We start from the raw sequence: 14,433 nt of genomic DNA on the forward strand, positions 1-14,433 counted from the left end.
CCGAGACTTACACGTGCTCACTCTATACGTGCACTATATCGAGACGACTTCCCTGCCGTGTGTTCACCTTATGGAAACCCTGATGCATTCGACTTTGCTAACCATTTGACGACGCAAAGTTTTCTTAACCTCGATTTTTAAGCTGTCCGGAAGGGACGGCGCCTAATCTGCCCAACAACGAGAGGACAAAAGTTCTCCGAGAGAAGGCCGGGAAACGGGCTCTCAGGTAAAGCAAGGGTAGAAAATCGATGACAAATACCGTCCTAAAGCCCGATTGGGCTGGAACCACACTGCGGCTTGATCCGACGCGCTTTCCCCAACAGGTCAGCTACGCCATGCGCGGTGCCGATGGAGACGTCACCATCACGATCGACGAGCGCGGCGCAGTGCTGCGCAAGATCCTGCCCTCCAGTGGGCTGCCGCTATCCGTCGCCCTGCCGAAACGCGCCTTCAAGGGTGTCGCCGCCCGGGCTATCGACCATGGCGACGGCGAAGTAACCGTCACCCTGGAACTGCATCATTCCGATCCGGATCTCTGCATCCCCCTTCTCGTTGCTCACGATCTGAGCGATATCGCTGCCGACTGGCGTTCCTGGTCGGACGCCTTCCGCATTCCGATGCTGATGATCGAAGCAGACGGCGTTGCCCGCCCGCTGGAAGAGCATCTGGGCGGCGTCCGCTCGCAGGACAGCCAGCCGCGTCGCCGCCACTCCTACTTCGCCGATCGCCGCCCGCGCTTCCTCGTGCGCCGCTCCACCGGCAAGCTCGGCATCAAGATGAAGATCGAAGGCCGCGAGATCATCGCAAGGCACTAAGCCGCACGCGCTTAAAAACTGAATATTGCAAAAGATCGGCCGTGGGATACCCAGTCCCGCGGCCGAAATCGTTACGACTACAGCGAAGAGCTGTGTCCGCGACCTTACGAAAGCGCTTCGCCGTCAGGGAATGAGCAGCAGAAACGACAGGAAAAGACCTGCGAAGATGATCAGGCCGACCCGGTTGTTGGATTTGAACAAAGCAAGGCATTGCTCGCCATCATTGATGTCGAGCACGGCAATCTGATAGGCGAACATGCCGCCGGCGGCGATCAGGCCGAGATAAGCGAGCCAGCTTGTTCCGGCCAATGTGAAAGCGATCAGCATCAGAAGCAGCGTCGCTCCATAGAGGCCGACCAGCCAAAGGCGTGTCTGGTCGCCAAAAAGCCGCGCGGTCGAGCGCACACCGATCAGTTCATCATCTTCCTTATCCTGATGCGCATAGATCGTGTCGTAGCCGATCGTCCAAAGGATGGCGGCCATGTAAAGGATGATCGAGGTAAGCGACAGGTTGCCGAAAATGCCGGCCCATCCCATGAGGGCGCCCCAGGAGAAGGCGAGGCCGAGGAAGAATTGCGGCCAATCGGTGAAGCGCTTGGCGAAGGGATAGAGCGCGACGATGCCCAACGACAACAGGCCGAGAATGACGGCAAACCAGTTGAACTGCAGCAGCACGAAAAGACCGACCAGAGCCTGCAGGGCAATGAAGACCTTGGCCTGAAGGCGCGTCACGCGGCCCGATGGCAGCGGGCGGGAGCGAGTGCGCGCCACCGACATGTCTATCTCGTGATCGACCAGGTCATTATAGGCACAGCCGGCGCCGCGCATGGCGACCGCGCCGATGAAGTACAGCACGAGATGGTAGATCACCACGAAGCCGGGCGAACCTCGCCCCATGGAAATCGAGGCATTGGCGGCGAGCGCGACCGACCAGAAGCACGGCCACATCAAGAGCTGCCAGCCGATGGGCCGGTCCCAGCGAGCAAGCTGCGCATAGGGCCAGAGCCCTGGGGGCAGAACGCGGTACACCCAGTTGCCGGAAGGCGCGTCAGCGACGCGCCCATTGATGTCGCCTGTCTTTTGCATGAGCGAGTAGTAGTGACATCTGGCGCTCAAGGTCAAGCGGCGGCGGGGTCGCAGCCCCGCTCATTTCTCAGTTCGTCGTGAAGTTGAACTTGTAGCTGGCGGACATGCCGATCAGGAGCTGGTTGCGATCGCCGCGTTCTCTCACCAGGCTGCTGTCTGCGGCAGGGCCGGTCAGGCGGGTGTATTCCACGAACGTGCTGGCGGTCCAGTTTTCCGATGCCTTCCAGGTCAGCGCGCCGCCGACGCCGACGGACTTGATGCCGCCGCCCGGATTGTACTGGCTGAGGCCCGATGCCGCCGCGTCCCGTGCATTGACGCCGTAGTAGGTGTTGAAATAGTCGTTGGTGGCAAGCGTCATGCGCGGACCACCGGAGAGACGCAGTTCCGGGGTAATGTCGGTGAAGGCATCGACGGCGGCATCGGCAACGAGACCGCTATGAGCGCGGATGCCCTGGCGCACTTCGACGCGTGCGCGCAGCCAATCGGTCGGGTAAGCCTCGACAAAACCGCCGGCTTCCAGGCCCCACTTCACCTTTTTCAGGCCCGTAAGCTCGCGACCGTCGCCACTGTCGCGGCTACGCACGAACTTGCCGACGATGCCGACCCGAAAGGCATCACTCTCGATGAAAGCAAAAGATGGATTGTCGTTGCGCGAGGAGAAACGTGGCCCCGGCCCCTGCCTGCCGATCGACACCAGCGGCTGCCATTGCAGCTTGTTGTGCTTGCCGCCCTCGAATTTCGGCGCCGAGAAACCGGCCGCCCCGACGCTTAGATACCAATTTCCCGACCAGAAATGCTGGCCGTCTCCAGCTGAAGCCGCAGAAGCGGAGGCGACAAGTAAACCGAAACTGATAAAAAGGCGCGATTTTGCAAACACAATGCAACTCCATAATACGCAATACAAAGGGCCGTACACGCGGCCCTAGAGTTGCTTCAAATTATTCGGATCGCGTTACCGGCTTCTTAACCAAAAGCAGCTGAATCGGCAGGGAGATCGAATTTAAGTTGAAGTTGGCATCCTCCGGCCTGCGCCGATCTGTCGCGGTGATTTAATTAAGCTATAGGCTACTCAATCATAAGTAATGCCAGCTATCCTCTGTGGTACATGGCCATTCACAGCCCCAGGTCCCTAAAAGAGAAACAAATGAAGACCACATCCCTGATTTCCCTAGGCCTATTCCTCGGCGTAAACGTCGTACTATCAGGTTGCGTCAGCGCACCGATCGGCGGCGCCAAGCAGGATCAATATTCGCACAGAGTCATTTCCGGCAAGAAGACGGCGCTCGGAATGGCTTCGTCGGTGAAGCGGGACTGCACATTCAACTCCTACCCCTATACAGGGGTGGTCAAGCAGCCCAGCCATGGCAAAGTCACATTCGAACATGGCACGGTTCACGTCAAATACGACAAGGATAGCGACGCCTATATCTGCAGCGGCAAGCCCGTTGAAGGCACTACGATATATTACACATCCGATCCCGGTTTTGTCGGCACCGACCAATTCACCCTGCGGGTAACCGTGTTGTACGGAAGTAAAGTCAGCGACGAGAATCTGACCGTCAAAGTGGTCAAGTAGTACTCATATCCTCGCTGACTGGCAGGACTGAACAAAAACGCCGGACCATGGAAACCCATAGTCCGGCGCGACGACGTATTGATACGCGAAGGCTTAGAACGTCACCTTTTCCAGAGGTGCGCGCGTCGCCTCGAATTCCTTCAGCTTCGCCTCGCGCTCCCCGATGTAATTGCGGTTGTCCGGAACGGCGAACTGATTCTTGGCGATCTGGATCTGCATGATGAAAAGCTCATCCCAGCGGAAGCCCATTTCGGAGCCTGCCAGATAGAATTCCCACATGCGGAAGAACTTCTCGTCATAGAGCGCGACGGCGTCGGCCTTGCGGGCGACGAAGTTGTTGCGCCAATGCCTGAGCGTATAGGCATAGTGCATCGGCAGGGTTTCGACGTCCCTCGTCAGCAGACCGGCCTTCTCAAGCGGCGGCGTGGTTTCGCCGATCGACGGAATATAGCCACCCGGGAAAATATACTTTTCGATGAAGGCATTGGTGGCGTAGCTCGGCTTCGGACGCGCGATCGAATGCAACAGCATCACGCCGTTGTCGTCGAGCAATTCCGAAACCTTGCGGAAGAACTTGCCGTAATCGCCGATGCCGACATGTTCGAACATGCCGACGGAGACGATGCGGTCGAACTTCTTGCCGGTCAGGTAGCGATAGTCCTGCAGCTCGAAGCGGACGCGATCGGACAGGCCGCGCTTGGCCGCACGGTCGCGCGATACTTTCAGCTGCTCTTCGCTAAGCGTGATGCCGGTGACGTCGAGGCCCGGATAGGCTTCGGCAAGATACATCGCCATGCCGCCCCAGCCCGAGCCGATCTCCAGCACCTTCTGACCGGGCTCGACCAGCAGCTTCGCAGCGATATGGCGCTTCTTGGCCACCTGCGCTTCGTAGAGGCTGATGCCTGGCGGATTGAAATAGGCGCAGGAATATTGCCAATCCTCATCGAGGAAGAGATCGAACAGCTTGGCCGACAGATCGTAGTGATGCGCAACATTGTATTTATTGCGGTTGATCGGCGAGCGGCTCTTGATCTGCTGCAAGGCGATGCGGCCGAGCAGCAGCGCCGCCATGCGGAAATCAAAGATCTCATTGGTGGTGTTCTGCTTCACCAGCGAGAGGAATTCATAGATATCCCCTTGCTCAAGAATGAAGCGCCCCTCCATGTACATTTCGCCGAGCTTGAGCGTCGGATCGCGAGCAATCGCGTCCTCCGCCTGCTGGTCGGCAATGCGGACAGCCACTGTCTCACCGGTTCCGTCGCCGACCATATGGGTCTCGCCGGAAGCGAGCATAAGCTTGAGGGAGCCTTTACGGATAAGCTTCTTAACGAGAGAGAGAAGTACCGACGCCATGGACGCCTCGAATGTTATGACATGACATTGAGGCAACTTTAGCGCTTCACAGCCTTGTGGCAAGCGCAGCTTTTCGCACACGTTGGCACTCTGGCAACAACTCTGCCAGAGTGTGACATTCTTGCATAATCTCTCGCTAAGTCCTTATTTTCGTTTGAATGCGTCCGCCAAGGCGGCACCAAAACTACCCCGTTCCTCGGTCTTTGGACGGGTGTTGCTCCTAACGCCAGCGTTGCGAGCGCCGCCTTGCTCGCGCGACTCACGCCCGGAGGGGGCCGCCACAGTGCCGCCATCTTTGCGCATGGAGAGGGCGATTCGCTTCCGCTTCACGTCGACCTCGACCACCCTCACCTTCACCACATCGCCGGCCTTCACGACCTCATGCGGATCCTTCACGAAGCGGTCGGCCAGTTGCGAGACATGCACCAAACCGTCCTGATGGACGCCAATGTCGACGAAGGCGCCAAAGGCAGCGACATTGGTAACCGTTCCCTCCAGCAGCATGCCAAGCTTGAGGTCGCTGATCTCGTTGACGCCTTCGGCGAAGGTCGCGGTCTTGAAGCTCGGACGGGGGTCGCGGCCGGGCTTTTCCAGCTCGGCGATGATGTCGCGCACGGTGGGCAGGCCGAACTTGTCATCGATGAACTGCCTCGGGTCGACAGCCTTCAGGACAGCAGTATCGCCCATCAGGGTCCGCAGATCGCGGCCGCAGGCGGCGACGATCTTCTTGGCGACGCCATAGGCTTCCGGATGCACGGAGGAAGCATCCAGCGGCTCCTTGCCATTGGGGATGCGCAGGAAGCCGGCGCATTGCTCGAAGGTGCGCTGGCCGAGACGGGCGACCTTCAACAGATCGCGACGGGTTTCGAATGCCCCTTCGCCGTCACGATGCTTGACGATCGCCTCGGCGATCGAGGGACCGAGGCCCGAGACTCGGGCAAGCAGCGGCGCCGAGGCCGTGTTCAGATCGACGCCGACAGCGTTCACCGCATCTTCGACAACCGCATCCAGCGAGCGGGACAGCTTCTGCTGATCCACGTCATGCTGATACTGGCCGACGCCGATCGACTTCGGCTCGATCTTCACCAGCTCAGCCAGCGGATCCTGCAGGCGGCGGGCGATGGAGACGGCGCCGCGCAGCGAGACATCGAGGCCGGGGAATTCCAGCGCTGCCGTTTCCGAGGCGGAATAGACGGAAGCGCCTGCCTCCGAGACGATAACCTTGGTCGGCTTCGGCGCCGGCAGATCAGCGAGCATGTCGGCCACCAGCTTTTCCGTCTCGCGGCTGCCGGTACCGTTGCCGATGGAGATCAGCTCGACATTGTGCTTGCGGACAAGGGCCGCCAAAGTCGCCTGCGTACCGCGCACGTCGTTCCTCGGCGGGAAAGGGTAGACCGTCGTCGTTTCCAGGAGTTTGCCGGTGCCGTCGACGACAGCCACCTTGACGCCGGTGCGGATGCCTGGGTCGAGACCCATGGTGGCACGCGAGCCGGCTGGCGCGGCCAGCAGCAGATCCTTCAGATTGCGGGCGAAAACATGGATCGCCTCTTCTTCGGCGCGCTCGCGCAGCTCACGCATCAGATCGAGCGACAGCGACATGGAGAGCTTCACGCGCCATGTCCAGCTGGCGACGTCCATGAGCCAGCGATCGCCGGGCCGGTTCGAGCCGATTTCATAGGCGGTGGTGATCATTCGCTCGACCGGCTTGTTCGGCGAAACGGCGTCCACATCGACTTCGATATTCAACGTCAGGAACTCTTCGTTCCAGCCGCGCAGCATGGCGAGTGCACGATGGCCAGGGGCCGTTGCCCAGCGCTCCTGATGCGCGAAATAGTCGGAGAATTTTGCGCCGGCTTCCTGCTTGCCGTCGACGACGGCGGCTTTGAGGGTGGCGTTCGTCTTCATATAGCCGCGCAGCTTGCCGAGCAGGTCGGCATTTTCGGCAATGCCTTCGGCGACAATGTCGCGCGCGCCCTCGAGCGCCGTCTTCACATCCGTAACTTCGGCTGTGATGAAGCCTTCGGCGAGAACGGCGGGCTCTTTCGAGCGATCGGCGAGGATCGTGTCGGCGAGCGGGCCGAGCCCACGCTCCCTCGCGATCTCGGCGCGGGTGCGGCGCTTCGGCTTGTAGGGCAGATAGAGATCTTCCAGCTCGGCCTTGGTGGCGACGGTTGCGACCTTGCGCATCAGCTCGTCGGTCATCTTGCCCTGGCCGGTGATGGATTCGATGATGGCGGCGCGGCGGGCTTCCAGTTCGCGCAGATAGACGAGCCGTTCGGCCAGCGTGCGAAGCTGTGTGTCATCGAGGCCGCCGGTGACTTCCTTGCGGTAGCGGGCGATGAACGGCACGGTCGCGCCTTCGTCGAGAAGCTCGATGGCGGATTTGGCCTGATCCGGGCGGGCATTGATCTCGGCGGCGATGGTGGCAGCAAGGGAACGGATATCGGCGGCCATGTGACTCTCTGAACTGGACAATCGTGAGGGGACCATAAGCACGATCCCGTTGGTATAAGAAACAGTTTTCGACGCCGATCATGCCGATCCCGCATGGAAGGGGAGATCTCGCGTCCAAAACCATACCCGCTTTAGCGATAGAAAAAGGCGTGGCAATGTTGGTCGCCAAACCTCCACAGGATTTGATGCTTGACCTTTGGCCCAAGCCCGCTTAACCGCGCAAAGGGATGCAACGAAAGGGCAAGCCATGAGAGTTCTGTTGATCGGATCGGGCGGACGCGAGCACGCACTGGCCTGGAAACTGGCGCAATCGCCTCTCATGACGGAATTCTATGCCGCACCCGGCAATCCGGGCATTGCCGAGCATGCGACGCTTGCGTCACTCGATATCGACAATCACGATGCCGTCGTCGCCTTCTGCAAGGAGAAGGCCATCGATTTCGTCGTCGTCGGACCGGAAGCACCCTTGGTCGCTGGCATCACCGATGCACTGCGCGCCGCAGACATTGCCGTCTTCGGCCCTTCGGCAGCGGCAGCCCAGCTCGAGGGCTCCAAGGGTTTCACCAAGGATATCTGCGCACGCTATGACATCCCGACGGGAGCCTATCAGCGCTTCAACAACGCGCCGAAGGCGAAAGCCTATGTCCGTGCGCAGGGTGCGCCGATCGTGGTCAAAGCCGACGGACTTGCTGCCGGCAAGGGCGTGACGGTGGCCATGACGGTCGACGAAGCATTGGCGGCCATCGACGATTGCTTCGAAGGGGCATTCGGCGAGGCCGGCGCGGAAGTCGTCATCGAAGCCTATCTGGACGGCGAAGAGGCAAGCTTCTTCTGCCTCTGCGACGGCAAGCATGCGCTGGCGCTGGCAACCGCCCAGGACCACAAGCGCGTCGGCGACGGCGATACCGGACCGAACACCGGCGGCATGGGCGCCTACTCCCCCGCCCCGGTCATGACCCCTGACATGGTCGAGCGCACCATGAAGGAGATCATCGAGCCGACGATGCGCGGCATGGCGGAAAGCGGCCATCCCTTCTCCGGCGTCTTCTTCGCGGGCTTGATGATCACCGCCAAGGGCCCCGAGTTGATCGAATACAATGTCCGCTTCGGCGATCCCGAATGCCAGGTGCTGATGATGCGGCTGAAGAGCGATCTGCTGCCGCTACTCTTCGCCTGCGCCAACGGTACGCTCGATCAGGTGGCCGCCGAATGGAGCGACGATGTCGCTCTGACCGTGGTCATGGCCTCGAAGGGCTATCCCGGCTCCTATGCCAAGAACACGCCGATCGCAGCGCTACCGGCCGATGGCGAGGGAGCCAAGGTGTTTCATGCCGGAACAGCCTTGAAGGACGGCGCACTGATCGCGACTGGCGGCCGCGTTCTCAACATTACCGCGACAGGCAAGACGGTCGGCGAAGCGCAGAAGCGCGCCTATGCCCTTGCCGGCGAGGTGGAATGGGAAAACGGCTTTTATCGCAATGACATCGGCTGGCGCGCGGTCGAGCGCGAAGCGTAAACTACCGAGCCGATCCGGTCACTGAAAGTCCATTAAATTTTTACCTAATCTCCTGACGGTATGGAAACAAAGCTTCGCTAATGTCTCCATCAATCTAAAGCGCATCGCGATTTTCAGATTCGCTTCTTGCGCTTTAGCTCTTTGATTTTACGCATGTCGTTATCGCAAAACCGCTGCACAGTTTTGCGCGACATGCTTCGGACGGAGTTGTTGGTGATGCGTTCCTTCTTCCTGACCTTGGCATGCGTGCTGGCCGGCGGCTCCGCCATGGCCTCGTCGATCCAGCCGGTCGACGGCAAGATGATCGGCGGCAAGGGCAGCATCGTCGCCAAGAATTGCGCCGACTGCCCTCCCCTCAAGCCGCAAATGGTGGAAAAGGAATATAATGTTCCGACGCTGGCACCCGGCACTCAGACGGTTGTCATCCGCAATATCGACGGCGAAAAAAGGGTCGTGCGCACTGAAGCCTGGATGGGTGGCTCTCCGGTCATGTTCGTCAGCAAGCCTACTCCGGAAGCCCTGGCTGCGGCCGGCACCTCTTCCGACGGCATCGACGTGACAGCAAAGACCGCATCCTTGACGGAAGTGGCAACAGCTCCCGAGCCGGCGCCGCTCGATCTCTCCGCCTTCCAGCTTCGCCAATAATTGCGACTCTTAGGTCGACGGATCAGCCGCCGCGCAGCAGTATCTCAAAACAAACTTCGCTAATATTCGAATTTTCGAAAATATGATAGATTTGTGGATAATATTCTCAAATCTAACTATGTATTACTGACATCAGCGAGAGCATATCCCTGGTTTCATCTCTTGCGAAATACAATCGAACCCCTGCTATTAAAGCTTTATTAGACATAAACAGCGACTTTGTTGTCCACCGGACAGCAGCATGTCATTTGAAGCAGCGGCAAGCGTATTGGGACTCTCTCAGGCGATCGCACAGGCGGTAGGATACCGCACCGGTATTCAATTACCTGTGGAGGCACTATTGAAGAATCTCAAGATCGCACATCAACTATTCGCCCTGCTCGGCCTGCTGATGGCTGCCTTCGCGGTGGCCACCTATTTCCAGATCCGGTCTCAAGCCGATACCATTTACGACGACCGCTTCGACATGCTGCGCACGCAGGTCGAATCCGGCATCTCTGTTTTGAACCAATATTATCAGCGCGAAAAATCCGGCGAGATGACGCATGAGGCCGCTCAGGCCGAGGCCTTCAAGGTGTTGTCGCATGTCAGCTTCGCGCCGGCAGGCTACTTCTTCGGCTTCGATTTCAATGTCATCCAGCGCATTCACCCAAGCCCCGTCAATATCGGCAAGGACATGTCCTCGCAGGTCGACAAGAACGGCACGCATTTCAGCAAGGAAATGGTCGAAAAGGCCATCAAGGGCGGTGGCCGCACGATCTATTACTGGAACAAGCCTGGCCGCCCCGAAAGCGAGTTCTTCCTGAAGGGCAGCTATTCCGGCGCCTTCGCTCCCTGGCAGATCGTGCTTGGCTGCGGCGTCTACATGGATGACCTGCAGGAGCAGATCAACACGACGATGTGGCGTGCCCTGCTGATCTGCGGACTTGTTTTCCTCGTCGGCATCAGCGCGTCTCTCTATTGCATCCGTGGCATCGCCCGGCCACTCGCCGACGTCCACGCAGCCCTCAAGGCCGTGGCCGACGAAGACGTGAAGATCACAATCCCGCATGTCGAGATGCGCAACGAGATCGGCCTGATGGCCAAGGCGACCCAGGCGCTGCAGGAAAAGATCCGCGAACGCCACATCCTGGCCGACCGCCAGGCGGCGCAGGAGCTCGAAATCAGCAGCGAGCGCGAACAGAACCTGCGCCAGCAGCAGGACGAAGCCCGCGAACAGGCGCGCGTCGTCTCCGTTATCGGCAAGGCGCTCGAAGATCTCGCGCGCGGCGACCTGACGGTGCGTTGCGGCGATCTCGGCGCCAGCTATGCCGGCCTTCGCAACAACTTCAACGAGGCGCTGTCGCATCTGGAAGCCGCGATGGGGCGGGTCAACGCCAAGGGCAACGACATCGGCCTCAGCAAGGAAGAAATCCGTCGCGCCTCCAACGAGCTGTCGCAGCGCACCGAGCGTCAGGCCGCCAGCCTGGAAGAGACCTCGGCGGCCCTCGACGAGCTCACGGTCGCCGTCCGTCAGACCGCGGAAGGCGCGCATGAGGCCAGCAAGCGCGTTCACACCGTCAGCACCGAAGCATCGCGCAGCGATGCCGTGGTTGCCCAGGCAATCGAAGCGATGAGCGGCATCGAGAAGTCCTCGGCGGAGATCGGCAAGATCATCGGCGTCATCGACGAGATCGCCTTCCAGACCAACCTTCTGGCTCTGAACGCCGGCGTCGAAGCCGCCCGCGCCGGCGAATCCGGCAAGGGCTTTGCCGTCGTCGCCCAGGAAGTGCGCGAACTGGCTCAGCGTTCCGCGGCGGCCGCCAAGGAAATCAAAGACCAGATCGCCCGTTCCTCCGGCCAGGTCGACCAGGGCGTCCGCCTTGTCGGCGAGGCAGGCGAAGCGCTGAAGCGCATCTCCGACCAGATCAAGGCTGCCAACGAGATCGTCTCGAAGATCGCCCACAGCGCCTCCGAGCAGGATACGACGCTGCGCTCGATCTCGTCTTCGATGAACCAGCTCGATGCCGCCACGCAGCAGAACGCCGCCATGGCTGAAGAAACGACGGCCTCGGCCGAGACGCTCGCCGCCGATACGGAAGATCTGCTCGCACTCATCCGCGGCTTCCGTGTCAACGACGGCCACCCGGCCATGGATCACCGCCGCCGCGCCGCCTGAGCAGCATAGGTCAGAAAATGAGAAACCGCCGGGCTTGCGTCCGGCGGTTTTCTTTTGAGCTTTAATTGGCTGCTTCAGTCTGCCGCCTTCAGCAGCTCGACCAATTTTTCGATCTCGCGATCGGAATAGACCTCGATACCGGCCTGCTGCAGCCGCGCCGCGGTGACGCCCCGGCCGCTCTGCCGGCCACCGAAAAAACTTCCGTCATAGATGAAGCCAGAGCCGCAGGATGGGCTGCCGTCTATCAGCAGGGCATAGCGGCAGCCGGTATCCTGTGCGAGCGCCAGAGCATTTTCAGCCGCCTGACGAAATTCCGCCGTGACATCACCGCCGGTGATCTCCATCACCCGCGCAGTGCCGGCAAGCACATCCTCGCCGGTGGCGCCGTCTGCGATTTCGGCCGGCGGCCTCGGAACGGCCATGCCCGCAGACATTTCCGGACAGATCGTCACCAGCCGCCCCTCCTCACGCCAGCAATCGATCGCCGGATGGATGAGCGGCTTGGAACGGCCGTCATAGCGGACGGCGTGGCCCATGAGGCAGGCGCTGACGAGGATCTTTCCGGTCATCGCGCCCCCATATCTTATCCCGCAATCTTCGAGAAGTCGGCGACCGTGCTGGTTGCCTCGCGGATCAGACGCAGCAGCGCCAGGCGGTTGGCGCGGATAGCGGCGTCTTCATCGTTGACGAGCACGTCTTCGAAGAAGCGATCGACCGGCGCGCGCAACTTCGAAAGGGCTGCCATGGCCGAGCGGAAATCTTCCTTGGCGATCGCATCGGATGCCTCGGCGGAGGCGGCCTTGACGGCGGCGAAGAGATCCTTTTCGGCATCAAGCTTCAGCAGCGCTTCCGAAACGCTGTCAGCGACAACGGTGCCCTTCTTCTCCTCGGCTGCCAGAAGCTGCGTGGCACGCTTGGTGCCGGCGAGCAGGTTCTTGCCGTCCTCTGACGTGATGAAGGCGGTCAGCGCCTCGACGCGACGGGCGACCATCAGCAGATCGTCGGTCACCGGTGTCAGCACGGCGTCGATGAGGTCATGGCGGGCGCCGAGATCGCGCAGGTAGACCTTGAGGCGATCATGGAAGAACGCCAGCAGATCGGCGTCCTTGGTGGTTGCCAGCAGTGGCAGGCGCACGCCCCGCTCCAAGAGGATACGAACGACGCCGAGGGCGGCGCGGCGCAGCGCGTAAGGATCCTTCGAGCCTGTCGGCTTCTCGTCGATTGCCCAGAAGCCGACGAGCGTATCCAGCTTGTCGGCAAGCGCGACTGTGATCGCGACCTTGTCTTCGGGAACGCGGTCGGAAGGGCCCTGCGGCTTGTAGTGATCTTCGATCGCAGCGGCGACCGAGGCATTCTCGCCCTGCAGCACCGCATATTTGCGGCCCATGAGGCCCTGAAGCTCGGGAAATTCGCCGACGGCTTCGGTGCGCAGATCTGCCTTGGCCAGCACGACGGCGCGGTCGACCAGAGCGGCATCGGCGCCGGTGATCTTGGCGAGGTCAGCGGCCAGCGCACGAATGCGGGCAACACGCTCGCCCTGGCTGCCGAGCTTGGCATGGAACGTGACGTTCAGTGCGTCGAGCTTGGCCATGCGCTGATCGAGCGGTTTCTTCAGGTCGAGACCGAATTTCGCAGCAGAGGCTTCAAGCGTTTCGAGATCGGGCAGATCGCCCTGGTCGCGCTTCCAGAAATGCAGCGCGTCGGACAGGCGGGCACGCACGACCTTGCCGTTGCCGTGGATGATCTCCTTGCCGCCATCCGTCGCCTGGATGTTGGAGACGAGAATGAAGCGGTTGGACAGGGTTTCTCCCACCTGCGGGCGGGTGACGAAACACTTCTGATTGGTCTTGATGGTGAGGCGGATAATTTCCGAGGGGATCGAGAGATAGTCTTCCTCGAAGGAACCCATCAGCACCTGCGGCCACTCGACCAGGCCGGACACCTCTTCCAGCAAGCCTTCGTCCTCGACCAGTTCCAGGCCATTGGCAAAGGCGACATCGCGGGCGTCGTGCAGGATGATGTCCTTGCGGCGCTCGGCATCGAGGATGACGTTGGCCTTTTCCAGGCTCGATACGTAGTCATCGAAGCGCTTGACCGTGATCGCATCAGGCGCATGGAAACGATGACCGTAGGTCACGTTGGAAGCGACGATGCCATCGATCTCGAAGGGGATGACGACGGTCTCTTCATGTTCGGTGCCGAAGGTGCAGACGATCGACTGCAGCGGGCGCACCCAGCGCAGCGAGCCGGGTTTGGCCGATGCCTTGCCCCAGCGCATGGATTTCGGCCAGGGGAAATTTCTTACGATATCAGGCATCACGGCGGCGACGATTTCTTCCGCGGCGCGGCCGGGCTTGGAAATGATCGCAACGTAGAAATCACCCTTCTTCGGGTCGCTCTGCACCTGCGCTTCGGAGATGGAGGAAAGGCCGGCGCCGCGCAGGAAGCCTTCGATCGCCTTCTCGTTGGCATCGGTGCGCGGACCCTTGCGCTCCTCGAGTACGTCAGCCGAGCGCGCCGTCAGGCCGCGGATATCGAGCGTCAGCCGCCGGGGCGTCCAGTATTCCCTGGCACCTTCATAGGAAAGGCCTGCTTCGACCAGAGCATCGGTCACCAGCTTCTTCAGGTCGCCGGCAGCCTTGCGCTGCATACGGGCGGGAATTTCCTCGGAGCGGAGTTCGAGCAGGAGATCGGGCATGGGAGCTGTCTTTACCTTGAGGCGGAAATGATCCGGGCGGACTTAGCAAGCCCGGCGGCAAAAGTCACCAAGGCAAAAGGCGAATTTACCATCCGCCGCCGCCGCCACCTCCGCCACCGCCTCCGGAGGAAC

At 60.7% G+C, this 14,433-nt stretch carries 11 protein-coding genes; 5 read left to right on the forward strand and 6 right to left on the reverse strand.

Annotated elements, in window-relative coordinates; genetic code table 11:
• Positions 1–248 precede the first annotated feature (248 nt).
• Positions 249–815 (forward strand): DUF6101 family protein, encoded by a 567-nt coding sequence (locus QD409_RS22400; protein ID WP_092847017.1) that lies wholly within the window; start codon positions 249–251, stop codon positions 813–815.
• A 123-nt stretch (positions 816–938) separates the two neighbouring features.
• Here the strand turns inward: QD409_RS22400 and ubiA are convergent, their stop codons facing one another.
• Together ubiA and QD409_RS22410 are read right to left on the reverse strand one after the other, a co-directional pair.
• A complete protein-coding gene (ubiA, locus tag QD409_RS22405; protein WP_092847015.1) occupies positions 939–1,901 on the reverse strand; it encodes a 4-hydroxybenzoate octaprenyltransferase in 963 nt (320 codons plus the stop codon).
• 67 nt (positions 1,902–1,968) lie between these two features.
• Positions 1,969–2,778, reverse strand: a complete 810-nt coding sequence (locus QD409_RS22410) for a MipA/OmpV family protein (RefSeq protein ID WP_092847013.1) — start codon at positions 2,776–2,778, stop codon at positions 1,969–1,971.
• Between the two features lie 267 nt (positions 2,779–3,045).
• Between QD409_RS22410 and QD409_RS22415 the strand changes: the two genes are divergently transcribed.
• A complete protein-coding gene (locus tag QD409_RS22415; RefSeq protein ID WP_092847010.1) occupies positions 3,046–3,477 on the forward strand; it encodes a hypothetical protein in 432 nt (143 codons plus the stop codon).
• 93 nt (positions 3,478–3,570) lie between these two features.
• Here the strand turns inward: QD409_RS22415 and QD409_RS22420 are convergent, their stop codons facing one another.
• The gene (locus QD409_RS22420) at positions 3,571–4,830 is read right to left on the reverse strand and encodes an SAM-dependent methyltransferase (protein WP_092847008.1); all 1,260 of its coding nucleotides are present in this window, start codon (positions 4,828–4,830) and stop codon (positions 3,571–3,573) included.
• Between the two features lie 144 nt (positions 4,831–4,974).
• Entirely contained in the window at positions 4,975–7,284 is a 2,310-nt protein-coding gene (locus QD409_RS22425; RefSeq protein WP_092847006.1) for a Tex family protein, read from the reverse strand.
• A gap of 247 nt (positions 7,285–7,531) precedes the next feature.
• Between QD409_RS22425 and purD the strand changes: the two genes are divergently transcribed.
• The 3 genes from purD (at position 7,532) to QD409_RS22440 (ending at position 11,603) form a co-directional block, all read left to right on the forward strand.
• Positions 7,532–8,800: a phosphoribosylamine--glycine ligase gene (gene purD / locus QD409_RS22430; RefSeq protein ID WP_092847004.1), complete on the forward strand. Its 1,269-nt coding sequence runs from the start codon at positions 7,532–7,534 to the stop codon at positions 8,798–8,800.
• Between the two features lie 216 nt (positions 8,801–9,016).
• Positions 9,017–9,445: a plant virulence effector HPE1-like domain-containing protein gene (locus QD409_RS22435; protein WP_092847002.1), complete on the forward strand. Its 429-nt coding sequence runs from the start codon at positions 9,017–9,019 to the stop codon at positions 9,443–9,445.
• A gap of 340 nt (positions 9,446–9,785) precedes the next feature.
• Positions 9,786–11,603, forward strand: a complete 1,818-nt coding sequence (locus tag QD409_RS22440) for a methyl-accepting chemotaxis protein (protein ID WP_092847000.1) — start codon at positions 9,786–9,788, stop codon at positions 11,601–11,603.
• 74 nt (positions 11,604–11,677) lie between these two features.
• On the opposite strand, the gene QD409_RS22445 is transcribed toward QD409_RS22440, so the two are convergent.
• Together QD409_RS22445 and glyS are read right to left on the reverse strand one after the other, a co-directional pair.
• Positions 11,678–12,172: a DUF523 domain-containing protein gene (locus QD409_RS22445; protein WP_092846998.1), complete on the reverse strand. Its 495-nt coding sequence runs from the start codon at positions 12,170–12,172 to the stop codon at positions 11,678–11,680.
• Between the two features lie 14 nt (positions 12,173–12,186).
• On the reverse strand, positions 12,187–14,301 hold the full coding sequence (gene glyS / locus QD409_RS22450) for a glycine--tRNA ligase subunit beta (RefSeq protein ID WP_092846996.1): 2,115 nt from the start codon (positions 14,299–14,301) through the stop codon (positions 12,187–12,189).
• Between the last annotated feature and the right edge of the window lie 132 nt (positions 14,302–14,433).

The organism is Rhizobium sp. BR 315, assembly GCF_050577975.1.
Taxonomy (GTDB): Bacteria; Pseudomonadota; Alphaproteobacteria; order Rhizobiales; family Rhizobiaceae; genus Rhizobium; species Rhizobium miluonense.